General features: G+C 60.6%; 22 protein-coding genes. 16 read left to right on the top strand and 6 right to left on the bottom strand.

Features of this window, described 5'->3' with window-relative positions:
- Nucleotides 1-4 precede the first annotated feature (4 nt).
- From LVW35_RS09595 to LVW35_RS09585, 3 genes are read right to left on the bottom strand one after another with little or no spacing between them, the layout of a single operon-like run.
- On the bottom strand, nucleotides 5-733 hold the full coding sequence (locus LVW35_RS09595; RefSeq protein ID WP_233895061.1) for a sulfotransferase family protein: 729 nt from the start codon (nucleotides 731-733) through the stop codon (nucleotides 5-7).
- A complete protein-coding gene (locus LVW35_RS09590) occupies nucleotides 730-1,953 on the bottom strand; it encodes a transaldolase family protein (RefSeq protein WP_233895059.1) in 1,224 nt (407 codons plus the stop codon). The genes LVW35_RS09595 and LVW35_RS09590 overlap by 4 nt, the downstream gene beginning before the upstream one ends.
- A gap of 17 nt (nucleotides 1,954-1,970) precedes the next feature.
- Nucleotides 1,971-2,675: an HAD family hydrolase gene (locus LVW35_RS09585; protein ID WP_233895058.1), complete on the bottom strand. Its 705-nt coding sequence runs from the start codon at nucleotides 2,673-2,675 to the stop codon at nucleotides 1,971-1,973.
- 253 nt (nucleotides 2,676-2,928) lie between these two features.
- On the opposite strand from LVW35_RS09585, the gene LVW35_RS09580 reads away from it, so the two are divergent.
- The 5 genes from LVW35_RS09580 (at nucleotide 2,929) to LVW35_RS09560 (ending at nucleotide 7,625) form a co-directional block, all read left to right on the top strand.
- Nucleotides 2,929-3,729, top strand: coding sequence for an SDR family oxidoreductase (locus tag LVW35_RS09580; protein WP_233895056.1), 801 nt, complete (start codon nucleotides 2,929-2,931; stop codon nucleotides 3,727-3,729).
- Nucleotides 3,722-5,548, top strand: a complete 1,827-nt coding sequence (locus LVW35_RS09575) for a glycoside hydrolase family 15 protein (protein ID WP_233895054.1) — start codon at nucleotides 3,722-3,724, stop codon at nucleotides 5,546-5,548. The genes LVW35_RS09580 and LVW35_RS09575 overlap by 8 nt, the downstream gene beginning before the upstream one ends.
- A gap of 48 nt (nucleotides 5,549-5,596) precedes the next feature.
- Nucleotides 5,597-6,070, top strand: a complete 474-nt coding sequence (locus LVW35_RS09570; protein ID WP_233895052.1) for a cysteine hydrolase family protein — start codon at nucleotides 5,597-5,599, stop codon at nucleotides 6,068-6,070.
- Nucleotides 6,067-6,618, top strand: coding sequence for a GNAT family N-acetyltransferase (locus LVW35_RS09565; protein ID WP_233895050.1), 552 nt, complete (start codon nucleotides 6,067-6,069; stop codon nucleotides 6,616-6,618). The genes LVW35_RS09570 and LVW35_RS09565 overlap by 4 nt, the downstream gene beginning before the upstream one ends.
- A 92-nt stretch (nucleotides 6,619-6,710) precedes the next feature.
- Nucleotides 6,711-7,625, top strand: a complete 915-nt coding sequence (locus tag LVW35_RS09560) for an alpha/beta fold hydrolase (protein ID WP_233895048.1) — start codon at nucleotides 6,711-6,713, stop codon at nucleotides 7,623-7,625.
- On the opposite strand, the gene LVW35_RS09555 is transcribed toward LVW35_RS09560, so the two are convergent.
- Nucleotides 7,559-8,563 (bottom strand): GlxA family transcriptional regulator, encoded by a 1,005-nt coding sequence (locus tag LVW35_RS09555; protein WP_233895046.1) that lies wholly within the window; start codon nucleotides 8,561-8,563, stop codon nucleotides 7,559-7,561. The two genes, LVW35_RS09560 and LVW35_RS09555, sit on opposite strands and share 67 nt — an antisense overlap.
- Before the next feature lie 90 nt (nucleotides 8,564-8,653).
- Here LVW35_RS09555 and inhA point away from each other — a divergent pair, with 90 nt between their 5' ends.
- A complete protein-coding gene (gene inhA, locus LVW35_RS09550) occupies nucleotides 8,654-9,334 on the top strand; it encodes an isonitrile hydratase (RefSeq protein ID WP_233895044.1) in 681 nt (226 codons plus the stop codon).
- Nucleotides 9,335-9,461: 127 nt separating this feature from the next.
- Here inhA and LVW35_RS09545 read toward each other — a convergent pair whose 3' ends face one another.
- Together LVW35_RS09545 and LVW35_RS09540 are read right to left on the bottom strand one after the other, a co-directional pair.
- Entirely contained in the window at nucleotides 9,462-10,721 is a 1,260-nt protein-coding gene (locus LVW35_RS09545; protein WP_233891656.1) for an IS256 family transposase, read from the bottom strand.
- Nucleotides 10,722-10,818: 97 nt separating this feature from the next.
- Entirely contained in the window at nucleotides 10,819-11,448 is a 630-nt protein-coding gene (locus tag LVW35_RS09540; RefSeq protein WP_233895042.1) for a LysE family translocator, read from the bottom strand.
- Nucleotides 11,449-11,608: 160 nt separating this feature from the next.
- Here LVW35_RS09540 and LVW35_RS09535 point away from each other — a divergent pair, with 160 nt between their 5' ends.
- The 10 genes from LVW35_RS09535 (at nucleotide 11,609) to LVW35_RS09490 (ending at nucleotide 25,215) form a co-directional block, all read left to right on the top strand.
- Nucleotides 11,609-12,124 (top strand): sigma-70 family RNA polymerase sigma factor, encoded by a 516-nt coding sequence (locus tag LVW35_RS09535; protein ID WP_028619534.1) that lies wholly within the window; start codon nucleotides 11,609-11,611, stop codon nucleotides 12,122-12,124.
- The gene (locus tag LVW35_RS09530) at nucleotides 12,111-13,061 is read left to right on the top strand and encodes a FecR domain-containing protein (protein ID WP_233895040.1); all 951 of its coding nucleotides are present in this window, start codon (nucleotides 12,111-12,113) and stop codon (nucleotides 13,059-13,061) included. Before LVW35_RS09535 ends, LVW35_RS09530 begins: the two co-directional genes overlap by 14 nt.
- Nucleotides 13,062-13,166: 105 nt before the next feature.
- Nucleotides 13,167-15,650 carry a TonB-dependent siderophore receptor gene (locus tag LVW35_RS09525; protein WP_233895038.1) on the top strand — a complete coding sequence of 828 codons (2,484 nt, stop codon included), beginning with the start codon at nucleotides 13,167-13,169 and terminating at the stop codon, nucleotides 15,648-15,650.
- 433 nt (nucleotides 15,651-16,083) lie between these two features.
- Nucleotides 16,084-17,523 (top strand): undecaprenyl-phosphate glucose phosphotransferase, encoded by a 1,440-nt coding sequence (locus LVW35_RS09520; protein WP_233895036.1) that lies wholly within the window; start codon nucleotides 16,084-16,086, stop codon nucleotides 17,521-17,523.
- A complete protein-coding gene (locus LVW35_RS09515; protein WP_233895034.1) occupies nucleotides 17,523-18,983 on the top strand; it encodes a mannose-1-phosphate guanylyltransferase/mannose-6-phosphate isomerase in 1,461 nt (486 codons plus the stop codon). The genes LVW35_RS09520 and LVW35_RS09515 overlap by 1 nt, the downstream gene beginning before the upstream one ends.
- A gap of 1 nt (nucleotide 18,984) precedes the next feature.
- The gene (locus tag LVW35_RS09510; RefSeq protein WP_233895032.1) at nucleotides 18,985-19,896 is read left to right on the top strand and encodes a glycosyltransferase family 2 protein; all 912 of its coding nucleotides are present in this window, start codon (nucleotides 18,985-18,987) and stop codon (nucleotides 19,894-19,896) included.
- 29 nt (nucleotides 19,897-19,925) lie between these two features.
- A complete protein-coding gene (locus tag LVW35_RS09505; RefSeq protein WP_233895030.1) occupies nucleotides 19,926-20,702 on the top strand; it encodes a polysaccharide biosynthesis/export family protein in 777 nt (258 codons plus the stop codon).
- A 13-nt stretch (nucleotides 20,703-20,715) separates the two neighbouring features.
- Nucleotides 20,716-22,707 carry a GumC family protein gene (locus tag LVW35_RS09500; RefSeq protein ID WP_233895028.1) on the top strand — a complete coding sequence of 664 codons (1,992 nt, stop codon included), beginning with the start codon at nucleotides 20,716-20,718 and terminating at the stop codon, nucleotides 22,705-22,707.
- Nucleotides 22,707-23,897: a glycosyltransferase gene (locus LVW35_RS09495; RefSeq protein ID WP_233895027.1), complete on the top strand. Its 1,191-nt coding sequence runs from the start codon at nucleotides 22,707-22,709 to the stop codon at nucleotides 23,895-23,897. Before LVW35_RS09500 ends, LVW35_RS09495 begins: the two co-directional genes overlap by 1 nt.
- On the top strand, nucleotides 23,887-25,215 hold the full coding sequence (locus LVW35_RS09490; protein WP_233895026.1) for a GH39 family glycosyl hydrolase: 1,329 nt from the start codon (nucleotides 23,887-23,889) through the stop codon (nucleotides 25,213-25,215). The genes LVW35_RS09495 and LVW35_RS09490 overlap by 11 nt, the downstream gene beginning before the upstream one ends.

Below are 25,215 nucleotides of genomic sequence, written 5' to 3'. Positions count from 1 at the left end.
ATCCCTATTGGCAAAATTCATTCATGCGCGCGTAAAACGTTCGGTGATATTCGTACATCACCTTTAAGTTCGGATATTGATCAAAAGCCTCGATATCGACGTGCGGCTTATCCGGATAAACAATGCGTTCACTGTTTTCCGCGTCGACATGCCAACTACGCCACGTCTTCCATTGTTGCGGGCACTCTCGTTTCCACGTCATGGCGTGTGGCAGAAAGTCTATATTCAAGTGATCACACAGTTTACGGATCACCCGTTCTGGTTCTGCGGCCAGATCATCGGCATTGATCACATAAGGCACTTTGCCTGTTAGTTTAGTGACGACACAAAATATGTCATAAAGCGCTTTATGCCCAATGGCGTGTAATGGCATATCGGGATGCACCCGATGATGGGAAATAATGCTGCTGGCGGGCTCACGAATGAGAAAAATATTGTCCTGTTGCGCCAGAAAACCCATATCAACTTTTAAATCGTCCAGACAGTGGTAGCACATGTCTTTATGAAAAACGTTTGTACGTTGTCGGGCATTGAGAAGATGCGCTTTTATACCCTGATATGTCGTGGGCAGACTGTGATCCCACTCATCCGAAGGAATCGCCGAATCCTCTGAAAACGCCATATGCGCAAAGGGCTCGTGGAACACCTCGAAGTCCCCCCGCTCGATGAATACGCGCTCCAGTACGGTGGAACGCGAGCGTGGGTGTGCCCACAACCCGATCATCCGGTTCATGCGATCACCCCAAATTCGGCGGCCAGCAGCGCGTTGAGCGCGCGTTTGAACGGCTTGTCCACCGGGCAGAGTCGCACGCAGTAATCCGCCAGGCGCCGATGCGCGCTGTTGGCTTCATTGCAGGCATTGATAAAAGCCTCGTGGTTGCCAAAGTCGTAAGGCTCGATACTGTCGATGAAGTAGGCTTCGTAGAAATACGGGATGCGGACCAGCTTCGCGAAGGTCGACGCAGGCGGTTTCTGAGGTTCCAACGCTGGGGCGACGGGTTTGCCGTGGCTTTCGCGCTCGATCAAAAACTCCACTACATCCGGTGTCAACGTGTAGCAGGTCGCCGTGTACCCGGTCTTTTCCAGGTGCCAGCAATGCTTGTTGCCTCGCTCGTCCACATCGACCTTTATGCTGGAAAGCAGAGTCTTGACCGGCACAGTCGAGGCCGCCACCAGCGCCTGGATCTGTTCGTAGATCATCAACTCGGCCCAGCGCAACTCCTCGGCGCTCAAGACCAGACCGCGCTCGGCCGCCTGCAGCGTGAACTCGGGCTGGCAGGCAAAACGCCCGATCATGAAGGTGATGACGTATTTGCAACGGCCGGTGTCGATACCGTTGCTGCGCGCGGTCGCCATACCGCGCTCGATTGCCTGGATACCGGCCTGAAACTGGGCAACCGTGAAGCAGAAGGTGATATTGACCGAACCGCCCTGAGCCACCAGGTGTTCGACCGTTGCCAACCCTTCCAGGCTGCCCGGCACCTTGACCATCACATTCGGCGCCAGGCGCTGCAGTTCCAACCCCCGGGTAGTCATGCGTTCAGAGCAGCGCACGTCCACCGGGTCGACCTGGGCGGAAATCCAACCTTCGGCCTGTGCCGATTGAACCCACCGTGGCTTGAGCGTCGCGGCGCCTTCAACGATGACTTCGTTGTACAGTTGCTTGCGCAACTCGCCGGGAGAAAGCTTGGCCAGGTTGAAACGTGAAGACCAATACTCGCGCTTTTCGAGGATGACGGCCGTCACCAACCGGGGATTCGTAGTCGCACTGCACAAACCCCAAGGCTGGGAAAAACCGTCCGGCATCAACGTTTCTATATAAGTCGCGGCCGCCGGGTACTTCTCCAGCAAGTGCTGTTTGTAGGGCAGGTACACGGTAGGCGATGAGTCCCACCAAACTTGCGAAGAGTGATCGTTGCGTTTGAGCCGTTCCAGGTAACCAAGTGTGTTCACGACGCCTCCTCCCTGAGTCAATTAAAAATGGTCAATACTTCATGCATGTCGGCAATCGGCAATGCCCCCGCCGCGGCCAATCGCGCATGCCGATGCGGTGGGCCAAAGCCCAGCACTTTTATATTGGCCGCCACAGCAGCCTGGATACCCGTCACACTGTCTTCCACCACCAGCGCATCACTTACATCAACGCTGTAAGTTCGGCAGGCCGTCAGGAATACCAGGGGGTCAGGTTTCCAACTGCCCAACTCATAACAACTGAATATCCGCCCTTCGAAATAAGAAAACAGTCCAGCCAGGCGCAAGCAGTGCTCTATCTTGTTGCGTGGAGCACTCGAGGCAACGCAATAAGGCACTTCCAACTTTTGCAATACTTCCAACACGCCATCCGTGGCTTTTAAATTGAGTGTCAGTGCGTGCAGCGCCCGCTCGCGAAAGCGTTGTTCAAACTCATTATCCAAACTGACATTCAATATCTGCTGAGCCTCGCGCAAACACTCGGCAATCTTACGACCACGGAAGTGTTCGGTAAAACGCGTGACATCCAGCAGCGTATCGCCCTGAGCAAGGGCATTAAGCATGGAGAGCAATACAGACAGGGTTATTTCTTCACTTTGGACGAGAACGCCATCGCAATCGAAGATAACTAACTTGGGCACGCCAACTAATGCCGCTGCTTTTACCTGAACCGGTAGTTCCCCTATATCGGCCGAAAGGCACATAGAAATCTCTTATAGGTGGCCCCGCGATGAATCCCGAACTACCAACGGAGCGGGTTGATGTGTGCCTATAAGACACGCGACGAAAAAGCCTGTCAAACGCTTTTGAGCGGTTTTTTAGTATCTTATGGTTATTTTTTATAGTTCTGTTATTCCATTTTTCACCATGGTTGTAGTCGCTAATTTCACACGGGTGAACTTCCCTTGCGCGCGATCAGTCAGCTACTTGAACTCACGAATTCAAGGTCGCGGAGCAATGCGTATTTCGTTGGAGCAACAAGTGGCGCTGGTGACCGGTGCCAGTTCCGGAATCGGTGCCGGGGCGGCCAAAGCGCTGGCGCAGGCCGGAGCAGCCGTGGTGCTGAATTACAACGCCCAGGCGGCGCCTGCCGAAGCGCTCGCCGCGCAGATCAATGCCGAGGGTGGCCGGGCGATTGCCATCGGCGCCAACGTCTCAAAAGAAGAAGAGGTGGAAAGGCTTTTTGCCCAGACCCTGAATGCCTTCGGCCACCTGGACATTCTGGTAGCCAACTCCGGCATGCAGAAGGATGCCAACTTGGTGGACATGAGCCTGGACGACTGGAACGCCGTGATCGGCGTCAACCTCACCGGCCAGTTTCTGTGTGCCCGCGCGGCCGTGCGCATCTTCAACCGCCAGGGCGTGCGTGAAGGTGTATCGCGGGCAGCCGGCAAAATCATCCACATGAGTTCGGTGCACCAACTGATCCCCTGGGCCGGGCATGTGAATTACGCAGCGTCCAAGGGTGGCGTAGAGATGCTGATGCGCACCCTCGCTCAGGAAGTCAGCGAACAACGCATCCGCATCAACGGTATTGCACCGGGGGCGATACGCACCGCGATCAACCGCGCGGCCACCGAAGGTGCAGCGCAAAAGGAACTGTTGAAGCTGATTCCATACGGCCGAGTAGGTGATGTGGAAGATGTGGCCAACGCCGTGGTGTGGTTGGCCAGCGATGCCTCCGACTACGTGGTGGGCAGCACGCTCTTTATCGATGGCGGCATGAGCCTTTATCCGGAGTTCCGTGGCAATGGTTGATTTGAAGAATGAACAACAAAGCGCCATCGATGCCCACGGCATCATCGGCGATATGCGCAGTGCGGCACTGGTTAACGACAAAGGCAGCATCGACTTCTTCTGCTGGCCGGAATTCGACAGCCCGTCGATTTTCTGCGCGCTGCTGGATAGCCCGCAAGCCGGTATTTTCCAACTCACCCCGGACCTGCCTGACGCGCGCCGTGAGCAGATCTACCTGCCCGACACCAACGTGCTGCAAACCCGCTGGCTCAGCGACGAAGCGGTGGTGGAGATCACTGACCTGCTGGCGATCAGCGAAGAAATCGATGATTTGCCGCTGCTGATCCGTCGAGTGCGGGTGGTCAGTGGCAAGGCCGATATTCATTTGCGTTGCGCGGTGCGCCATGACTATGCGCGCACGCCGACCCAGGCCACCCTCGACAACGGCACGGTACGCTTCAACGCCGATGGCCAGCCGGGCATGCGCTTGGCCAGCAGTCACCCGTTGCAGATTGAGGACGGTGCCGCCGTGGCCAGTTTTTCTCTCAACCAGGAAGAAGGTGCCGAATTCGTCCTCGGCGGCCAAGAAGATGAACGCGTGGACAGCCACTGCACCGACCTGACGCTGGCCCATACCTTGAAGTTCTGGCGCGGCTGGATCGCCCAATCGAACTACCGTGGTCGCTGGCGCGAAATGGTCAACCGCTCGGCCCTGGCCCTCAAGCTTCTAACCTCGCGCAAGCACGGCGCGATCATCGCCGCCGCCACCTTCGGCCTGCCCGAAACACCCGGCGGCGAACGCAACTGGGACTATCGCTACACCTGGATCCGCGACGCGTCGTTCACCGTCTACGCCTTTATGCGCCTGGGCTTTGTCGAGGAAGCCAACGCTTATATGCGTTGGCTCAAGGGCCGTGTGAGTGACTGCTGCGACCAGCCGACCAAGATCAATATTCTCTATGGCATTGACGGTCGCCAGGAACTGCCGGAAACCGAGCTTGAACACTTCAAAGGCCACCGTGGCGCCAAACCGGTGCGCATCGGCAACGAAGCGTTCGACCAGATCCAGCTGGACATCTACGGCGAACTGATGGACGCGGTGTATCTGGTCAACAAGTACGGCGAAGCCATCTCCCACGACGGCTGGAAACACACCGTGGAGGTTGCCGACCAAGTCTGCGAGATCTGGAACACCAAAGACGTGGGCATCTGGGAAATGCGCGGCGAACAGCACCACTTCCTGCACTCACGGCTGATGTGCTGGGTGGCGCTGGACCGCGCCATCCGCCTGGCCTCCAAGCGTTCGCTGCCAGCGCCGTTCGCACGCTGGGACCAGACCCGTCAAGCGATCTACGCCGACATCTGGAGCAACTTCTGGAACGAAGAACGCGGGCATTTCGTGCAGCATACCGGCACCACGGCGCTCGACGGTTCGATGTTATTGATGCCGCTGGTGAGGTTTGTCGCGGCCACCGATCCACGTTGGCTCTCGACCCTGGAAGCCATTCAGAAAAGCCTGGTGCGCGACGGCATGGTCTACCGCTACCGCAACGACGACAGTCAGATAGATGGGCTGCAAGGCACCGAAGGCGCCTTTGCCGCCTGCTCATTCTGGTACGTCGAATGCCTGGCGCGCGCCGGGCAAGTGGAAAAGGCCCACCTGGAGTTCGAACAATTGCTGCGCTACGCCAATCCCTTGGGTCTGTACGCCGAAGAGTTCGACAACCAGGCACGCCACCTGGGCAATACGCCCCAGGCCTTGAGCCATCTGGCATTGATCAGCGCCGCGACCTTCCTGGACCGCAAACTCAGTGGGGCGAAAACCACCTGGCAACCCTGAGGTGGCCTGTGCACAATGGGCAGCCCCTCGACCACGGACAGGAACGCCATGCGCCAGGTACTGCTGATCATCGACGTGCAACCTTCCTTCAACCCGCCCATGTGGCTGGTGGACGGCATCAGCGCCCTGCTGGGCCGCATGCCGTCAGTCGCCACAGTGGAGCGCCACGACGAGAGCATCACGCCCTTCACCCGGCAACTCGGCTGGCAACCGGCGCCCCATGACCAGAGTCTGATTGCCGCCGACCGCATCTTTATCAAACACGGCTATGCGCCAACACCCGAGACTGTCGCCTACCTCAAAAGCCTCGCGCCACATCGCGTGTTGGTGTGTGGTATCCAGACCGACACCTGCGTGCTGGCGGCAGGGTTTGCGCTGTTCGATGCAGGGTTGCAACCGACCTTGATCAGCGACCTCACGCTGGGTTCGTCGCTGGATCGGTCGGGTCAGTTGGGGGTGGATTTGTGGCGACACCATTTTGGACAAGTGATTGATCGGGACCAGGTCGCCGCACGCTTATGAACCCTTTCCCTACCCTTCACACTCCACGCCTGCACCTGCGGGAGTTGGTGGCGCAAGATGCCCAGGTACTGTTCGCCCTCTACCGCGATAGCGACAGCATGCGCTGGTTCGGCGCCGACCCAATGACCGATATTGCCCAGGCAAAGAGCCTGATTGTGACCTTTGCCCAGTGGCGCACCCACCCGAATCCGGGGACTCGCTGGGGGCTTGAGTTCGAGGGCCGATTGATCGGCAGTTGTGGTTTGTTCAAGTGGAACCGGGGGTGGAGCAGTTGCTCACTGGCCTGTGAGCTTGCGCCCGAGTTCCGACGGCAAGGGCTGATGAGCGAAGCCCTGCGCGCGACGCTTGAATGGGGCTTCGTGCAAATGCACTTACAGCGAGTCGAAGCGCTGGTTCATCCACTCAATCACGCGTCCCGTGCATTGCTGGAGCGTCTGGGTTTCAAATCCGAAGGAACACTGCGAGAGGCCGGTTTCTGGAACGGCCAGCGGCATGATCTTGAAGTGCTGGGGCTGCTGGCGTGGGAATGGCCGGACCGATCGGTCTAGACAAGTAAGCCCACTGCCGCGAATCCTACCCCACCCCGTCACGGCTTTCGGCTAGAGTTCCAGTACCTCTGGCCAGCTGATGAACGTTCAACATGACCACGACCGCCCTACTGCTCTACGTGCGCACGTCCATGCTCGATATCGCCTATGAAGCCCACGGTCCCGTCGACGGTGAGCCGGTGATCCTGCTGCATGGCTTCCCCTATGACCCGCGCGGCTATGACGCCATTGCGCCGGTACTGGCCGAACAGGGTTACCGGGTGCTGGTGCCCTACCTGCGCGGTTACGGCCCGACGCGGTTTGTCAACGCGCAGGTGATGCGTTCCGGACAGCAGGCTGCATTGGCCAAGGACTTGCTGGATTTCATGGATGCGCTGGCGATCCCGCAAGCGACCCTCGCCGGATACGACTGGGGTGGGCGTGCCGCGTGTATCGTCGCGGCGTTGTGGCCGGAGCGGGTGCGCGGGCTGGTGACCGGGGATGGCTACAACATCCAGGACATCGTCAAATCCCTCAAGCCACGGGCGCCGGTCACGGAGCATCGTTTGTGGTACCAGTTCTACTTTCATACCCAGCGCGGCGTGGACGGTTTGACGGCCAACCGTGGCGAACTCTGCAAGTTGCTGTGGGCTCTGTGGTCACCGTCTTGGGCCCAGGGGCCGGAGCTGTATGCGCAGACGGCGCCGTCGTTCGATAACCCGGACTTCGTCGAGGTGGTGATTCACTCCTATCGCCACCGTTTCATGTACGCGTCCGGCGACCCGGCGCTGGAAGCCATCGAACAGGCCCTGGCCTTGCAGCCGGTGATTTCGGTACCAAGCATTGCGCTGTGCGGGGCCGATGATGGCGTGGGCCCGCCGCCTGAAGTGGATGATGATGTCGAGCATTTCAGCGGGTTTTACCGACGCCAGGTGCTGCCCGGCGTGGGCCACAATATTCCTCAGGAAGCACCGCAGGCCACACTGGATGCACTGCTGGAGTTGCTCGGCGAAAAGCGTTCGCGGTAAGCCTGAGGCGTCACCGACAAGGCCCGTAGAAAGCTGCGACGCAAGGTTTCTTCACTGCCAAAACCGCACTGCACGGCAATGCGTTTGATCGACGCATTGCTGTCAGCCAATTGCCGGCGCGCGGTTTCGACACGGATCAACTCCACTGCACGCGCCGGGGTCTGACCCGTTTCAGCACGGTAGTGGCGCACAAAGCTGCGTTCGCTCATGCCGGCCTGGGCGGCCAGGGTCGAAATATTCAAATCCAGCGTCAGGTTTTCGGCCATCCAGGCGTGGAGTTCGGCGAAGCGGCTGTCGTCTTTTTGCAAGGACAAGGTCACGCTGAATTGCGACTGACCACCGGGCCGCTTGAGGAACACCACCAAATGCCGCGCCACTTCCAGGGCCACGGCGCGGCCCAGGTCTTCTTCCACCAACGCCAGGCACAGGTCAATGCCGGCCGTGACGCCGGCGGAGGTCCAGACGGCGCCTTGCTGAATGAAGATCGGGTTGGACTCCACCGTCAACGCCGGGAATTTGCGCGCCAGTTCTTCACAGCGTGTCCAGTGGGTGGCCACGCGACAGCCGTCGAGCAGGCCACTGGCGGCCAGCAGGAACGCCCCGGTACACACTGAGGTCATGCGTCGGGTGTGCCGGGCTTTATCGCGTACCCACTCCACCAGCGCCGGGTCTTCGGCGGCGCCGTAGACGCCCCAGCCGCCGGCGATTACCAGGGTGTCGCAGGGTGCATTGACGGCGGGCAGCGGTTCAGCCACCAAGGCCAGGCCAGCGGACGTCATCACCGGTTCCACCTGGGCGGCGACCACCGACACGGTGTAAGGCAAGGGTTCGCCGCGTTGGCGCGCCAAGTCGTTAGTGGAGGCGAAGACCTGCAACGGCCCGGTGACATCAAGCACCTGGGCGTTATCGAAAGCGAGGATGTGGACGATTCTGGGCATGATTGGCGTGATTCGTGGGCTCAATGGCGTATTCGCCAAAGCCTAGGCCTCTAGAGTGAAGCCGTCCACTTCTTTGACGGAGCGCTATTCATGACCCTGCAGATCGGCTTTGTGTTGTTTCCCGGTATCCAGCAACTGGACCTTACCGGCCCCTACGACGTACTGGGTTCGTTGCCGGACGTGAAGTTGCACCTGGTGTGGAAAGACCTGGAACCGGTCACTTCCAGCACCGGCCTGGTGTTCACCCCGACCATGACCTACGCCAGCTGCCCGCGCCTGGATGTGATCTGTGTGCCTGGCGGTTCGGGTGTTGGCGCGTTGATGGAAGACCCGCAGACTTTGGATTTCCTCAAGGCCCAGGCACAAACCGCGCGCTACGTGACCTCGGTGTGCACCGGCTCGCTGGTGCTCGGTGCCGCCGGTTTGTTGCGTGGGCGCAAGGCGACCACCCACTGGGCCTACCACGACCTGCTCGCCCCGCTCGGTGCGATCCCAGTGCAAGAACGTGTGGTGCGTGACGGCAACCTGCTGACCGGTGGAGGCATCACCGCTGGCATCGATTTCGCCCTGACGTTGGCTGCCGAGTTGTACAGCGAAGCGGCTGCGCAGTTGGTGCAGTTGCAGATTGAATACGCGCCGGCCCCGCCGTTCGATGCCGGCCGCCCGGACACCGCGCCCAGGCATGTGTTGGAGGAAGCCAATAAGCGCACGGCGGAATCGCGCAGGGTGCGTGGGGAGATCGTTGCGCGGGCTGCGGCTCGGTTGGGGTGACTCTGCATAGCACCTGTAGATACCGTCTTGACCTTCATAGGGCAAAAGCGATGTTTGGGTCTGGCCGAGAGTGTCAGATTTTTTGTGTGCGGGCCGGTAACGGCCTGCCGTCAGGCAGGCCCTAGCTTTACCAGGTCGGCCTGATAAATCGATCTGCGTACAGGATCGCAAATTGATTCATCGCGCTCTTCCAGTCATGGGCTGCACTGCCCCAGTTCGCGGTGATATTGCGTAAACCCAGCCAAATCAGCTTCGTCGCGGCATCGTCCGTTGGGAAGTGGCCTCGCGTCTTGATGATCTTGCGCAACTGAGCATTGATGCTCTCGATGGCGTTGGTTGTGTAGATCACTTTGCGTATCGCCGGGGGAAACACGAAGAACGGGATAACCCGATCCCAAGCGCGCTTCCAAGCCGCCACAACCGTGGGATATTGCTTGCCCCAAGGCCCGGCTTCGAAGGCCAGCAGCGCTTGCTCGGCGAGGTCAGCATTGAGCGCTTGATAGATCGGCTTCAATGCCTTGGCCAGCTCACGGCGCTTGTCCCAGCCTGCGTAATCGAGGCTGTTGCGGATCAGATGGACGATGCAGGTCTGCAACGTCGTCTCAGGAAACACAGCACTCAGCGCTTCGGGCATGCCTTTGAGACCGTCAGTTACGGCGATCAAGACGTCCTCGACGCCTCGCGTTTTCAGGTCGTTGAAGACCTTCATCCAAAACTTGGCGCCTTCGGTTGTTTCAATCCAAATGCCCAGGATATCTCGGGTTCCGTCCGGCAATACGCCCAGTGCCAGGTAAATCGCTTTGTTGCGCACCAGGCCTTCGTCACGAATTTTGACTCGCAATGCATCGAAGAAAATTACCGGGTACATCGGTTCAAGCGGTCGCTGTTGCCAGGCGGCAACCTCCTCCAAAACGGCGTCAGTGACGGAACTGATAAAGTCGTGGGAGACTTCTGTTCCGTACTGTTCCGAGAGAAACGCCCTGATTTCGCGAACCGTCATACCTCGGGCATACATCGCGATGATCTTGTCATCAAAGCCTGTAAAACGGCGCTCATGCTTAGGGATCAAGATCGGGGCAAAACTTCCATCGCGATCTCTGGGAATATCCAGACGCAAAGGGCCGTCATCGGTCAGCACCGTTTTGCCACTCTTGCCATTGCGTTGGTTGCTCGAATCCTCAGGGCGCTCCGCGCCCTGAGGATAGCCAAGATGGTGGCCCAACTCGGCACCAAGAGCTCGCTCGATCAGCGCCTTTTTGAACGCCATCGAGGCGTCCTGAATGGCTTCGGCACTCATCGGACCGCTGACGAACTGGTCGATCAGCTCTTTGGGAATGGATGGAAGGTCTCGCGTGGCCTCACGGGCCGGTTTCTTTTTTGTCGGCATACATGCACCTCTAGCAACATGTTATGCCCGAACACAAAATTTATGACAGTCCCGTCTGGCCGGGTACTTATCCATTATTTGGGTAACGGATATGCACTCAGGCCGGCCGAGACATCACCGCCAAACGCACCGCCAGCACCGTCAGCACCGTCGCCAACCCCCACTTCTGCAACCAGACACCTTTCGAGCGCCTGGCAAAAAACCGGCTGAGCGCTCCACCAAACACCCCCAACAGCACATGAAAAACCGCTGCAATCAAGGTCAGCACGCCCCCCAGCACCATCAACTGCACCGCCATAGACCCCGCCTCCGGCCGTACAAACTGCGGCAGGAACACCAGGAAAAACAGCAACGCCTTGGGGTTTAGCAAGCTGTTGAGCATCGCTTGCAGAAACACCCGCACCAAGGGCACGCGACTGACAAGGGCAACATCGGCCCCAGAGTTTTTCTGCAACGTCTTGAACACCAGCCACAGCAGGTAAACCACCCCCGCATACCGGATCAGGTCGAAAGAGGGCGGCCAACCGGCAACCAACGCCGTCACCCCGGTGGCGGTCAAGGCCGTAAGCAGCAGGTCCGCCACACCAATGCCCAAGGCCGATGCCATCCCACCCCGCCAACCGTGGGTCACGCCATGGCTGATCACAAAGGCCATGTTCGGCCCCGGCGATAACAGCAGCAACAACACAGCACCGGAAAAGATCGCCAGGGTCGCAAGGTCGATCATGCTCAAGCCCTCCACCGGGAAAAGCTTGCAGATTAGTGCGCGCACCTGACGCCGACAAAAAATTGTGCTGGATACATTGCGCCGCGGCAATTGCGAATCGCTACGATCAGCGTCTAGAATGCGAAACATTATCAATTAAGACAGCTGCGCCAGGATGCCCATGTCGAGCGACCACCCACTGGACCATGCCGCCATCGGCCAGCTTTACCATGCCCATCATGCCTGGCTGCGGGGCTGGTTGAGCCGTCGCACCGGCTGCCGCGAACACGCTGCCGACCTGGCCCAAGAGACTTTCGTGCGCCTGCTCAATGCGCGTAGGCAGCAAACCCTGCAGCAGCCGCGCGCGTACTTGAGCAGCATTGCCCGCAGCCTGATGATCGACCAATACCGCCGCCGTGAACTGGAACGTGCCTACCTGGAAAGCCTTGCGCATTTCCCGCAAGTCGAGGTGCCGTCGGAGGAAACCCGCTTGCTGATCCTCGATAGCCTGGAGCGCATCGACCGCCTGCTGGACCAACTCAAGCCACGCGTACGCGAAGCGTTCTTGCTGGCGCAACTGGACGGACTGACCTGCGCGCAGATTGCCCTGCGCCTCGGCGTGTCCAAGGCCACGGTGGAACGCGACCTGTCCAAGGCCCTGCACGCGTGCTACCGGTTGCGTTATGTCGAAGGCTGACGCGCAACTGGTCGACCAGGCCATCCAGTGGATGGTCACGCTGCGTTTCAATGTCGCCGACGACGCCAGCACCGCCGCGTTTGAACGCTGGCTGCACACCAGCGCCGAACACCAGCAGGTGTGGCAGCGGGTGGCGACGATGAATGACGATTTCAGCCAACTACCGGCCCAGATCGGCCGCCATGCCCTGCGTGGGGCGCGCCAACGCATCAGCCGCCGTGAGGGCTTGAAACTGCTGGGCCTGGTGGTCGGCGCCGCCGGCTTGACCTGGCTCGGTCGCGACTACACGCCCCTGCCCGCCTTGATGGCCGACTACCGCACCGCCACCGGCGAACGACGCTGGGTGGCGTTGAACGACGGCAGCCGGATCCAGCTCAACAGCGCCAGCGCAATCGATGCGTCGCTCAACGCAGAACGACGTCTGGTGCAGTTGCGCCAGGGCGAAATCGTGGTGAACACCGGGGTCGACAACCGTCCTTTCTGGGTCCAGACCCGCGACGGTTACCTGCGCGCCCTCGGCACGCGATTCCTGGTGCGCGAAGAAGCACAGGGCACTTTGCTCGCCGTGCAGCAAGGCACCGTGGCGGTGTTTGCCCAGAGCCAAGCGGCCAGCGCACGCCAGGTCCTCAAGCCCGGCGAACAGGTGGTGTTCGACCGCAGCGGCATTCGCCCGGCGGTCGCCAACGGCCTGGATCCCTGGGCCTGGAGCGACGGCGTGATCAGCGCCCACAACATGCGCCTGGACGACTTTCTCAGCGAATTGGGCCGTTATCGCAACGGCTTGTTGCGCTGCAGCGAAGCAGTGGCCGGGCTTCGAGTGTCGGGGACTTATCAGTTGGACGATACCGATCAAGTGCTGGGCCTGGTGGCGCAATCGCTCAAGCTCGATGTCACTTACCGCAGCCGCTATTGGGTGACCGTTTCATCGCGCGTGTAATTGTTCAAAAATAAATGAGGTGAATTCTCATTGCCGCTCGACCTGTAAGGAAAGGCCGATCAACAGGCCGGTTCTGTCCACTTCCTTCAGGAGCATCCCGCGGTCATGCAAGCGTTCCCTTCCCAACGTTTCCCCTTCAAGCGCGCGGTACAGGCCGCCCTGCTCGGCGCCTGCCTGAGCAGCGCCCTGCCCGTGGCCGTGATGGCCGAAACCCCGGCCAGCGACACCCAGGCTCGCGAGTGGAACATCGCCGCCGGCGCCTTGGCCAACGCGCTGGACCAATTCGCACGCCAGTCCGGCGTCAGCCTGTCGTACGACGCCACCAGCGTCGCCGGCAAGACCAGCCAGGGTGTGAATGGCCGCTTTGACCCTCAGCAGGCGCTCGAACAACTGCTGCGCGGCCAGGGACTGCAAGCCCAGCGCCAGGGCGACAGCGCCTGGATGCTGCTACCGCAAGCGCCCGACTCCGGTTCGCTGAACCTGGGCGCTACCCTGATCAACGGCGAACGCCTGGGCGCCACCACCGATGGCACTGGCTCCTACACCACCGGCGCGGTCACCATCGGCAAGGGCGAACACAGCCTGCGGGAAACCCCGCAATCGGTGAGTGTGATGACCCGCCAGTTCATGGACAACCAGAACGTCACCACCATCGACGACGTGATGGAGCGCACGCCCGGCATCACCACCTACGAATCGCCCATGGGCGGCAAGTATTTCTACTCCCGAGGCTTCAAGATGCTCGGCCAGTACCAATACGACGGCGTGCCCCTGGACATGGGCAAGGACTACGTCCAGGCCGACAGTTTCACTGCGAACATGGCGATCTATGACCGTGTGGAAGTGCTCAAGGGCGCCGCCGGCATGCTCAAGGGGGCAGGCACCGCCAGCGGAGCGGTGAACTTCGTGCGCAAGCGGCCACAGGCCAAGCCCACTACCAGCCTGTCGCTATCGGCCGGCACCTGGGACAACTACCGCGCCGATGTCGACACCGGCGGCCCGCTGAATGACAGCGGCACCTTGCGTGGACGCGCAGCGGTGAGCCAGCAGACTCGCGGGTCCTACATGGACATCGCCAAGCGCCAGGACCAGGCATTCTACGGCGCGCTGGATTTCGACCTCACGCCAGACACCACCCTGGGCGTCGGCGCCAGCTACGAAGATGTCGACGCCACGCCGTGCTGGGGCGGCCTGCCGCGCTATGCCGACGGCAAAAGCGCCAACCTCAGCCGCTCGACCTGCCTGGGCCAATCCTGGAACGACTGGCAAAGCCGGCGCGCCACGTTCTTCGCTGATATGACCCATCACTTCAACGATGATTGGAAGCTCAAGGTCGCGGCGGTTCACAGTCGCAACCTGCAAGACATCAAGTACGCCGCCAGCGAAGGCACCCTCAACTATGGCGACCCGACGCCCACGGCCAACTCTTACGCCGCATTGATGGACTACGACCACAAGGACTTCGGCCTCGACGCCTACATAGACGGCAAGTTCGAAGCCTTCGGCCTGGAACACGAATTGATCCTCGGCGCCAATGGCAGCCGTGGCACCCAGGACGACGTGTACGCGATCCAGAACCTGCCCAAGCGCCAGAGCATCTACCAACCCGACCACCACTTCCCGGAACCAGACAACAGCACCTTCTGGCCGAACATGTACCGTGGTGGCACAGTCAAGGAAACCGCCACCCAGTACGGCACCTATGCCACCTTGCGCCTGCGCCTGGCCGAGCCGTTGATGTTCATCGTGGGCAGCCGCGTGAGCTGGTACGAAAACCGCCGCGAGTCCAACAACCTGGCCTGGGGCGAATGGGCCGTGCAGGACGCGCGCACCAAGGAGACCGGTGAAGTCACACCCTTTGCCGCGCTGATCTACGACCTCAACGAACACTGGTCGGTATACGCCAGCTATGCGGATATCTTCCAACCGCAAAGCTCCTACGCCACCGTCGATGGTGCGGCGCTCAAACCGAAGATTGGGGACAACTACGAGTTGGGTATCAAGGGCGAATGGTTCGACGGGCGCCTCAACAGCTCCTTGGCGCTGTTTCGCGCCATCGAGAAAAACGGCGCCGAATCCGACTACACCACGATGTGCCCGACCTCCGCCGATGGCTATTGCTACACCGACACCGGCAAGGTGCGCGCCCAGGGTGTAGAAACTGAAATCAGCGGTGAATTGCTCGAGCGCCTGCAGCTTTTCGGCGGCTACACTTACACCCAGACCAAGTCCCTGAAAAATATCGACAGCAAGGTCGAAGGCGGCTCATCCAATACGTACGTGCCTCGGCACATGCTGCGCTTGTGGGGTGACTACCAGCTCGATGGCGCGCTGTCGAAATGGAGCGTGGGCGCCGGGGTCAACGCCCAAAGCAGCAACTACCGCGTGCAGACCATCAAGCTGGAACAGGCCGGTTACGCGACGTGGAGCACTCGCCTGGCGTACCGTATCGATGACAGCTGGACCGTGGCGCTCAATGGCAACAATTTGTTCGACAAAAGCTACTACAACACCGTCGGTACAGCGTCCTGGGGCAACTTCTACGGTGAACCGCGTAATTTCACGGTGAGCTTGAAAGGTAACTTCTGATACCGAGAAAGTCCCACAGGCAGGGCACTCAGTGCGCCCTGCCATGCCTTCTTTGTCCCCCTTTCCCACCTCCCTCCAAAAAAGGTTTTTCCTTTATGCAGGAAAAATCTTACATTTGTTCCTACACTCAAAAACACACCTGATGACCGAGTGTCCAGACAAGGAACGTCAATAAAATGCCCAAAAAAAGACTAATTAGCCTGTCTAGCATGCCACCTCCGCACCACGGTCAATTCATTGACTAAATAAATATTAAGGAACACTCCTTAGTCACTACCCCCGCAAGATCCCTTCAAATGGATAGCTGCATTTGGAATGGAAAGTTGCGTATTACCCAGAGCAGCCAGTTTGACCTGCGCTCTAAAAAGCAGCCCGCTGCTTTATTGAGTAAACCTTCAAACGGCGAAGCTGGAGTGCAATGAGGGATGTTTGTATGCGAGAGAAGTCGTCCGTCGACAGTTTGTTTTTAACGCGCGCCGGTTTTGTTGAGTTCTTTGTTGTTTTCGTCAAGTTGATCCATGGCCTGACGGCCATGTTGCCCCCACTGGTCCTGGTGCTCTTCCTGGACCCGATGGACCCTGAGCTGCGCGCCCACTTCCTGGGCCTGCTGGTGTTTTTCGCGGTCCTGACCATTATTCTGTTCCAGGCCCTGGGCATCTATTCCGAAGAATTGTTCAGCAACCGGCTGCGCCTGAAAACCAAGATCAAGGCCTGGACGGCGGCTTTTTGCATCCTGCTGTTCATGTACCAGATCCTGCAGTTCTTTCCGCAGTTGACCCCACGCAACCTGGTGACGTGGTACATCGTCAGCCTGGGGCTGTTTTGCCTTGAGCGCCTGATAATGCTTCGCCTGTACCGCCGGCTGATGCATGCAGGCAAATACTTGCAACGCACGGTGATCCTGGGCTTTACCGACACTGCAGTGCACGTCGCCGATCATTTGCAGCGCAACGGGGATATCCGCTCAGGTCTGATCGGCTTCATCGACGACCGTACCGAGCGCATCCCCAAGGAGCTGAGCAACTTGCCCCTGCTGGGCAACACCCGCGACCTGGAAAAACTGATCCGCGCCGAGCAGGTCAACCAGGTGATGATCTGCCTGCCCTGGGCCGCCGAGCAGCGTATCCACGGTTTGGTCAACCGCTTGCGGCAGCTGTCGGTGAACGTGATGCTCGTGCCGGACATGGCCGCCCTGCGCTACGGCCACAGCAAGATGACTGATGTGGGTGGCATCCTGATGTTCAACACCTCGCAGTTGCCGTTGCGCGGCTGGTCGCCGGTGATCAAGCGCTGTGAGGATTTGCTGCTGGCCAGCCTGGCCTTGGTGGTGCTGTCGCCGGTGATGCTGCTGACGGCGATTGCCATCAAGCTCGACTCCAAGGGCCCGGTGCTGTTTCGCCAGAACCGCTACGGCTACAACGACAATGAAATCCGCGTGTTCAAGTTCCGCTCGATGTACACCGACCAGAGCGACTTCACCGCCGAACGCCAGACCACTCGCGAAGACCCGCGCATCACCCGTGTGGGCCGCATCATCCGCAAGACCAGCATCGACGAGCTGCCGCAACTGTTCAACGTGCTGCTGGGCAACATGTCCATGGTCGGCCCGCGCCCGCATGCCACCGCCACCAAGGCGGCCGGTGTTCCCTTCGAGGTGGCGGTGAGCGAGTACAGCTCGCGGCACCGGGTCAAGCCGGGCATTACCGGATGGGCGCAGATCAACGGTTACCGGGGTGAGACCGACACCCTGTTCAAAATCCAGAAACGTGTCGAATACGACCTGGAGTACATCTCCAAATGGTCGGTGTGGTTTGACTTGTACATCGTCTTCATGACGGTCCCGGCCGTCCTTTCCACCAAGGAAGTCTACTGATGAATACACTCAACGGATTGATTCCCTGCATCATTTCCGGTGGTTCGGGCACGCGGCTGTGGCCGGTGTCCCGGCAGAACATGCCCAAGCCTTTCATGCGCATGCGCGATGGCCAGAGCCTGCTGCAGAAAACCTTCCAGCGCGCCGCCAAACTGCCCGGCGTGGAAAGCGTGCTCACGGTGACCAACCGCGAGCTGTTGTTCCGTACCCTGGATGACTACCGCCCGGTCAACAAGGCCCATCTGCCCCTGGACCTGCTGCTGGAGCCGTTCGGTCGCAACACGGCGGCGGCGATTGCCGTAGCGGCGCTGCATGTGCAGGAACACTTCGGCGGCGACGCCCAGTTGCTGGTGATGCCCGCCGACCATTTGATCCTCAATGAGGTGGCGTTCGCCGAAGCCGTGAGCCAGGCCCGCGACCTGGCCGAAGCCGGCTACCTGGTGACCTTCGGCATCCAGCCGGACCATCCGGAAACCGGCTTCGGCTACATCGAACAAGGTGAGCCATTGAGCACGGGCAACCGGGTCAAACGCTTCGTCGAAAAACCTGACCTGTCCACCGCCCAAGGCTACCTCGACGGCGGCAAACACCTGTGGAACGCCGGCATGTTCTGCTTCAAGGCCAGCACTTTGGTGGACGAACTCACCACCCACGCACCGGACGTGCTGGAGGCCGCCCGCGCTGCGCTGGAACACAGCCAGAGCCTGCAGAACAAAACCTCGCGCCAGCGTGAACTGGACTCGGAGGCCTTTGGCAGCGCGCCCGACATTTCCATCGACGTAGCGCTGATGGAGAAGTCCAAGCAAGTCGCCGTGGTGCCCTGCGACATCGGCTGGAGCGATATCGGTTCCTGGGAAGCCCTGCGCCAGCTCACCCCGAGCGACGCTCATGGCAACCAGGTCAATGGCGAGGCGATTCTGCATGACGTGCACAACTGCTACATCGACTCGCCCAAGCGCGTCCTTGGCGCCGTGGGTGTGCGTGACCTGATCATCGTCGACACCCCGGATGCCCTGCTGATCGCCGACGCCCACCGCAGCCAGGATGTGCGCTACATCGTCGCCGAGCTCAAGCGCCAGAACCATCCGGCGTACAGCCTTCATCGCACCGTCACCCGGCCTTGGGGCACCTACACCGTGCTGGAAGAAAGCAGCCGCTTCAAGATCAAGCGCATCGTGGTCAAACCCCAGGCGTCGCTGTCGTTGCAGATGCATCACCATCGCAGCGAGCACTGGGTGGTGGTCAGCGGCGCGGCGCAGATCACCAACGGCGAGCGTGAATTCCTGATCAATGCCAACGAGTCCACCTACATCCCGGCCGGGCACAAACACCGCCTGACCAATCCCGGCATCATCGACCTGGTGATGATCGAGGTACAGAGCGGCGAGTACCTGGGCGAGGACGACATCGTGCGTTTCGACGACATCTACGGGCGTGCCCCGGCTGAAGTGAAAAAATGATATGCGTACGTCTCTGATCATCCCGACCCGTAACGCCTCCAGCCACCTGGCGCGCCTATTGCCGGCGCTGCGCATGCAAACCCTGCAACCTGACGAGATGCTGGTGGTGGACAGCGCTTCCAGCGATGACACCGTGGCGCGCTTTCGCGAGTTCGGCGCACGGGTCGAGGTGATCGACGCGCGCGACTTCAACCACGGCGGCACGCGGCGCTGGGCCAGCGAACAAGTGGCCGGCGACGCACTGTTCGTAATGACCCAGGACGCGATTCCCGCCACCCCCGAAACCTTCGCCAACCTGCTCGCCGAATTGCAGCAGGATCCGCTCAACGGCGTGGCCTACGGTCGCCAGTTGCCCCACCCCGATGCCGGTGTGCTGGGTGCGCAATCGCGGCACTTCAACTATCCGGAACAGAGCCGCAGCAAGAGCCTGGCCGATGCGCCGGAGCTGGGGATCAAGACCTGCTTCAGCTCCGACTCGTTCTCCGTGTACCGGCGCACTGTGCTGGAAGCGGTGGGCGGTTTTCCGGCAGATGTGATCGGCAGCGAAGACGCCTATGTGGCGGCACGTATGCTGCTCGAAGGCTACAAGGTGCGCTACGCCGCCACGGCGCAGGTGCATCACTCCCACGATTACAAGCTCTTGGATGAGTTTCACCGCTACTTCGATATCGGCGTGTTCTACGGGCGCGAACCGTGGATCAAACAGGCCTTTGGCGATGCGGGGGGCGAAGGCAAGCGCTATGTGCTGGCCGAACTCGCGGCCTTGCGCAAAGCCGGTGCCTTGCACCGCGTCCCCGAAGTGCTGGTACGCAGTGCGTTCAAACTGCTCGGCTACCGGCTGGGCCATCTGGAGCGTCGCCTCCCCCTCGCCCTCAAGCGGCGCATCAGCATGTTTCCCGGTTATTGGAGGTGAGCATCATGACCCACAGGAAGTCCCCCTTGATGAAACGAACCCTGCTCATCGTGGCCATGATGGCCCTGGCCGCCTGCAATACGCCGGCACGCATCGTCCCGCCCGACGACAAGACCGTCGAGGAAGGCAAACGCGCCCTCGACCAACTTGCCCAACTGCCGCCGGCGGTGGAGCGCATCCGCATCGGCGACCAGTTGCGCATCGTGCGCGATGCCGGCGAGATGCCAACGCTGTCGGCGTTCAACGTCAGCACTATTTATGAGCTGACGCTGTACACGGTGCAGACCGACGGCAAGATCAACTATCCATTCCTGGGGCCGGTCCAGGTCGCCGGACGCCAGCCTTCGGAACTGGCCACGGAGTTGACCAGCAAACTCGCGCCCATCTACCGCGAACCCCGCGTGACGGTGAACATCAACCAGGCACCCGCCAGTTCGATCATCGTCGGTGGCGCGGTGAACAACCCGACGGCGGTGCAGCTCGGCACGGCCAACACCCTGGAACAGGCCATCATCGGTGCCGGCGGGGTCAGCCCCGCGGGCAACGCCAGCATGGTCGCCCTGCTGCGCGAAGACGCCCAGGGCGCGTATCGCGCGTACTTCCTGGACTTCAGCCAGTTACTCAAGACCGGCCCCAACGGCCGCAAACCCGTGCACCTGCAACGCGGCGATGTGGTGTTCGTGCCCAAGTCCAACGTGGGCGAGCGCATCCAAGGGGTGGATACCTACATGAACCAACTGATCCCGTTCACCAAGTCCATCGGGGTTGGCTACAACTACACCCGAACCAGCGGCGGCAATAACTAAAGGAGCGACATCCATGATCGAGATCCGTTCTTTTCGTGATCTTCTGCGCTTGTTCTTCATCTTCCGGCATGAGTTCAAACTGGCGGCCATTGCCGCGCTGGTGATCATCCTGCTGGGGGCGTTCCTGCTGCCGGCCAAGTACGAGTCCACCGCGCGGCTGTTGGTGAAACCGGGTCGGGATTCGACGTTGCCTATCGAGATCAGCAATCGCCAGGCGCTGGTGATGCCCAGCACCCAGCGCGACCCGATTGTCGACGAAGAGCGCTTGCTCACCGGCCGCCCCATCGTGCGCGCGGTGGCCGAGCATTACCTGGAAGTAATCGAAAACGCACCGCCGCCGGAGGGTTTCTGGAAGCGCACCAAGTACTACGTCAAGAGCGGCGTGGGTGCGGTGTTCGACGGTCTGCGCGTGGTCATGGAAACCGTAGGCATCGTCGAAAAAACCACCGCGGTCGAACGCCTGGCCGCCAGCCTGGAGAAGAACTTCGAGGTGAGCCACGCCGCCGGTTCCACGGTGATGGACATCAGCTTCAAGTGGGGCGACCCGGAAATCGCCCAGGCGGTGGTCAAGGATTGGGTCGAGACCTACAACAACGAGCGCACCGAGGCCTTGGGGCGCAAGAGCCTGTATGCCTTCTATGAAGGCCAGGTGGCCAACAGCGCCACCGAGATCAAGAGCTACAAGGAACAGATCCTCACCCACCTGAACGAGATCGGCGCGGCGAGCATCACCGATCGCCTGGAAGACTTGTCCGAACGCATCAACGTGTTGCGTGGCGAGACCTTCAACACCACGCGGCTGATCGCCTCCTCCGACAGCGCCATCGCGAGCACGCGCACCCAGCTCAAGGGCCAGCCCAAGGAAGTCACCACAGTGCGTCAGATTGCACTGAACCCGCAGCAGCAGGATTTGCGTCGCCTGCTCAACCAGAAGCTGCTGGAAAAGGCCGACATGATGCGCACCTACACCGACAATGCGCCGCCGGTCAAAGCCCTGGACGCGTCGATTCGTGCCATGCAGGCCCAGGTCAACAACGAGAGCAACACGGTGCAAGCCTCGGAAAACCGTGCGCCGAACACTCTGGAAATCCACTTGCAGCGTGTATTGCTGGATGAAACCAGCAACAACCTGGCGCTGCGCACCCAGCTGGTTCAACAGCAGAAACAACTGGTGAACCTGGAAGCCCAACGCAAGCAGGCCCTGGAGATTGAACCGGAGCTGGCCCGCCTCTCCCGCGAGCTGAACACCACCGAGCGCAATTACGCGCTGTACGTGGATAACCTGGAAAAATCCCGCATCGACCGCGAGCTGGACAACAGCCAGATCAGCAACATTGCCGTGATCGAAGAAGCCACCCTGAACCCAGGTCGCATCTTCCCGAAAACCCTGGTGATGCTGATCTTGGCGATTCCGTTTGCCATCGTCGTCGGCTTGCTGGTGATCTACCTGTGCTACCTGCTCGACCAGCGTATTCACGACGGTGGCCTGGTGGAACGCAAGTTCGGCCTGCCACTGTGGACCACCCTGCCGGAGCTGGACACTTCCACCGCGCAAAGCACCAACGCCTTCAATGCGAGCATCTACCGCTTGTATAGCCTGCTGCAGCCCGACCGCATTGCAGAACAGGGCCTGACCCTGGGCCTGACCTCGGCGCGCCATGGCGAAGGGGTGACCTTTGTAGTAGAGCAACTGCGCCAGTTGCTGCATGAAAACGGCATCAATGTACGGGTCGGTGGTCTGGAAGCCGCCGCGCCGGGTGAAGTGGTGCTGCTCGACGCCTCGGCCCTGCTGGACAACCGCGAGGCATTCATCAACCTGCGCCGCGCCGATCTGATCGGCCTGGTGGTGGAAGCGCGCAAAAGTACCGTGCCGGTGGTGGAGCATGCGCTGTCGATCCTCAACACCGCGTTTGGCAAGGTGGACGGCATCATCATCAACCGTCGCAAGTTCGAAGTGCCAGGCAAAGTGCTGCAGACCATCGGTAAATACCGGGGAGCGTTCTGATGCGTATCGCCCTGCTCGCGCCCTTGCCGCCGGAAAAAAACGGGATCGCCGACTACGCGAACCATTTCCGCACGGCACTGGAACAACTCGGCGTGACGGTGCTGACACCGTTGGCCGGGGTGGCGGGCAACTCCGAGGCGATCAAGCAAGCCATTGCCGCTTTCGACTGGCAATCCATCGACCTGGTGCACGCCGAACTGGGTGGCGGGCGGCTCGGAGAGTTCCTGGCCTTGCGTGAATTGCGCAAGGCTTACCCGCAGCTGCCGTTGACGGCCACCGTGCATGATCCGGAGCGCATCGTGTGGCGGCGTGAACAGTTGCCGTTTCCGCTGAATCTGCTGGAACGATTGCCCAGCCCATTGCCCCAGGCGGCGGTGGTGCTGGCCGACCCGCTGACCCTGTGCGAAGAACGCCAGGTGGCCAAAGGGCTGACCCGGCTGGTGACCCTCACCCGCCTGGGCGCCGACTGCCTGACCCAACGCATGCAACTGTCGGCCGGCAAAGTCGCAGTGATCAACCATGCCAACCTGGCGATTGCAGCGGCTGCATTGCCGTCGCTGGACACTCTGCGCCTGCTCTACTTCGGCTTTATCTACCGTGGCAAAGGCATCGAAGATCTGGTGCAAGCCCTGGCGGATGTATTCAAGCAAGCCCCCGAATTGCGCGGCCGCATGCGCCTGACCCTGGCCGGCGGCACCGCTGCGGAAATGGCGTTTGGCGCGGGCGGTAACTACCTGGAGCAGTTGAATGCCCAGATTGCCGCACTGGGTCTGACCGACGCCATCGACTGGCGGCTGAACCTGCCGGCCGATGACATCGCCCAGACCATCCAGGCCCACCATGTGATGGTGCTGCCTTATCGCGAATCGAAAAAACTCGGCCTGCTGGGGCGCCAGCGCGGCACCAGTGGCGCGTTGTCCTGGGCCACCGCCTGTGGGCGCGGTGCGATCACCTCCGACGCTCGCGCGTTTGCCGAGGAGGTCGCCAGCGGCAATGGCGCGATCTACCCCGAAGGTGATGTGACCGCACTGGGCGAACAACTGCTACGCCTGGCACGCACGCCACTGCTGGCGCGGGACTGGGCTGAACGCGCCGGGGAAATCGGCCGCGAACGCCTGTGGCCGTTGACCGCGCAGAAGTTCAAGCAGCTCTTTGAGCAGGCCATCACCGGAGCCCCTTATGGCGCGTAAACGCACCTACCTCGCCACCTTCGCAGTGGTGGCCGCCCTGGGCTTGAGCGCATTTTTGTGGGGACGCCAGGCAGATGCCGAAAGCCACGTGCTCAAGGGCAACAAGGAGCTGGTATGGAAGGATTTCCTGGGGGTGAATGCGCAGTTCCTGTGGTTCAGCCCCGAGCGTTATCAAAAGCAGATCGACCGTCTCAAGGCCCTGGGCCTGGAGTGGGTGCGCCTGGATCTGCATTGGGATCAACTGGAAACCGCGCAGAACCAATACAAGCTCGCCACCCTCGATGAACTGGTGGGCAAGTTGCAACAGAACCAGATCAAGTCGCTGCTTTACCTGGTGGGTTCAGCACGCTTTATCACCAGCGCGCCACCGCTGTCGATGTACCCGGACCAGTACCCGCCAAAAGATCCCAACGTCTTCGCCAACCGCATGGCATTGCTCTCCCAGCGTTACCCCAGCGTCGATGCCTGGCAAGTCTGGAACGAGCCGAACCTGATCGGCTTCTGGCGCCCGGTGGCGGATCCTGCCGGCTATGCGAACCTGCTGACCGTCACCACCAACGCCTTGCGCGCAATAAACCCGAACAAACCAGTGGTCGCCGCCGGCATGGCGTTCTTCAGCGAAATGCCCAACGGCCAGACCATGTTCGACGCCTTGGGCGCGCTGGGCGTGACCAGCCTGAACACCATCATCTCCTACCACCCCTACACCCAATTGCCCGAAGGCAACGACCCGGCCAACCTGGATTTCATCGCCAAGACCACTCAGCTCAACCAGGCCCTGCGCAACGGCGGCGTACAGACGTTGTGGAGCACCGAGTGGGGTTGGTCGACCTACAAGGGGCCCAAAGACGCTCAGGACATCATCACCCCCCAGGCACAGGCCGACTACGTGGTGCGCCGCCTGGCGCTGATGAGCGCGATGGATTACGACAAAATATTCCTGTTCACCTTGAGCGACCTCGACCAACGCGCCAGCGTGCGTGACCGCTCCTATGGCTTGCTGGATATCGACTCCAACCCCAAGCCGGTCTACACCGCGCTGAAAAACTTCCTCGATGTCAGCGGGCCGAGGCTCACGCCGGGCGATCCGCCGGCTGCCGACACGCTGCCCGACGGCCTGTTCAGCATCGGCTGGACCCGCACCGACGGGCGCAAGCTGTGGTTCTTCTGGTCGGCCCAGGGCGGCAACGCGCACCTGCCGGGTTTGGCCAGCGCGACCCTGTACGACCCGCTGCGCGGCACACAAACCCCGGTGAGCGGCACCAATGGCCTGACCGTTCCGGTCAAGTCGAACCTGCAAATTCTGTTATGGGAGTGA

It is taken from the genome of Pseudomonas sp. HN11 (genome assembly GCF_021390155.1).
Taxonomy (GTDB): domain Bacteria; phylum Pseudomonadota; class Gammaproteobacteria; order Pseudomonadales; family Pseudomonadaceae; genus Aquipseudomonas.
Note: the sequence above shows the minus strand (reverse complement) of the source record. Positions and strands in the feature narration are given on the sequence as shown.

Bases quoted from the DNA above. Each gene is read 5' to 3' on its own strand.
- LVW35_RS09595 (WP_233895061.1), bottom strand. From the start codon at position 733: ATGAACCGGATGATCGGGTTGTGGGCACACCCACGCTCGCGTTCCACC.
- LVW35_RS09585 (WP_233895058.1), bottom strand. From the start codon at position 2,675: ATGTGCCTTTCGGCCGATATAGGGGAACTACCGGTTCAGGTAAAAGCA.
- LVW35_RS09580 (WP_233895056.1), top strand. From the start codon at position 2,929: ATGCGTATTTCGTTGGAGCAACAAGTGGCGCTGGTGACCGGTGCCAGT.
- LVW35_RS09575 (WP_233895054.1), top strand. From the start codon at position 3,722: ATGGTTGATTTGAAGAATGAACAACAAAGCGCCATCGATGCCCACGGC.
- LVW35_RS09570 (WP_233895052.1), top strand. From the start codon at position 5,597: ATGCGCCAGGTACTGCTGATCATCGACGTGCAACCTTCCTTCAACCCG.
- LVW35_RS09565 (WP_233895050.1), top strand. From the start codon at position 6,067: ATGAACCCTTTCCCTACCCTTCACACTCCACGCCTGCACCTGCGGGAG.
- LVW35_RS09560 (WP_233895048.1), top strand. From the start codon at position 6,711: ATGACCACGACCGCCCTACTGCTCTACGTGCGCACGTCCATGCTCGAT.
- LVW35_RS09555 (WP_233895046.1), bottom strand. From the start codon at position 8,563: ATGCCCAGAATCGTCCACATCCTCGCTTTCGATAACGCCCAGGTGCTT.
- inhA (WP_233895044.1), top strand. From the start codon at position 8,654: ATGACCCTGCAGATCGGCTTTGTGTTGTTTCCCGGTATCCAGCAACTG.
- LVW35_RS09545 (WP_233891656.1), bottom strand. From the start codon at position 10,721: ATGCCGACAAAAAAGAAACCGGCCCGTGAGGCCACGCGAGACCTTCCA.
- LVW35_RS09540 (WP_233895042.1), bottom strand. From the start codon at position 11,448: ATGATCGACCTTGCGACCCTGGCGATCTTTTCCGGTGCTGTGTTGTTG.
- LVW35_RS09535 (WP_028619534.1), top strand. From the start codon at position 11,609: ATGTCGAGCGACCACCCACTGGACCATGCCGCCATCGGCCAGCTTTAC.
- LVW35_RS09530 (WP_233895040.1), top strand. From the start codon at position 12,111: ATGTCGAAGGCTGACGCGCAACTGGTCGACCAGGCCATCCAGTGGATG.
- LVW35_RS09525 (WP_233895038.1), top strand. From the start codon at position 13,167: ATGCAAGCGTTCCCTTCCCAACGTTTCCCCTTCAAGCGCGCGGTACAG.
- LVW35_RS09520 (WP_233895036.1), top strand. From the start codon at position 16,084: ATGCGAGAGAAGTCGTCCGTCGACAGTTTGTTTTTAACGCGCGCCGGT.
- LVW35_RS09515 (WP_233895034.1), top strand. From the start codon at position 17,523: ATGAATACACTCAACGGATTGATTCCCTGCATCATTTCCGGTGGTTCG.
- LVW35_RS09510 (WP_233895032.1), top strand. From the start codon at position 18,985: ATGCGTACGTCTCTGATCATCCCGACCCGTAACGCCTCCAGCCACCTG.
- LVW35_RS09505 (WP_233895030.1), top strand. From the start codon at position 19,926: ATGAAACGAACCCTGCTCATCGTGGCCATGATGGCCCTGGCCGCCTGC.
- LVW35_RS09500 (WP_233895028.1), top strand. From the start codon at position 20,716: ATGATCGAGATCCGTTCTTTTCGTGATCTTCTGCGCTTGTTCTTCATC.
- LVW35_RS09495 (WP_233895027.1), top strand. From the start codon at position 22,707: ATGCGTATCGCCCTGCTCGCGCCCTTGCCGCCGGAAAAAAACGGGATC.
- LVW35_RS09490 (WP_233895026.1), top strand. From the start codon at position 23,887: ATGGCGCGTAAACGCACCTACCTCGCCACCTTCGCAGTGGTGGCCGCC.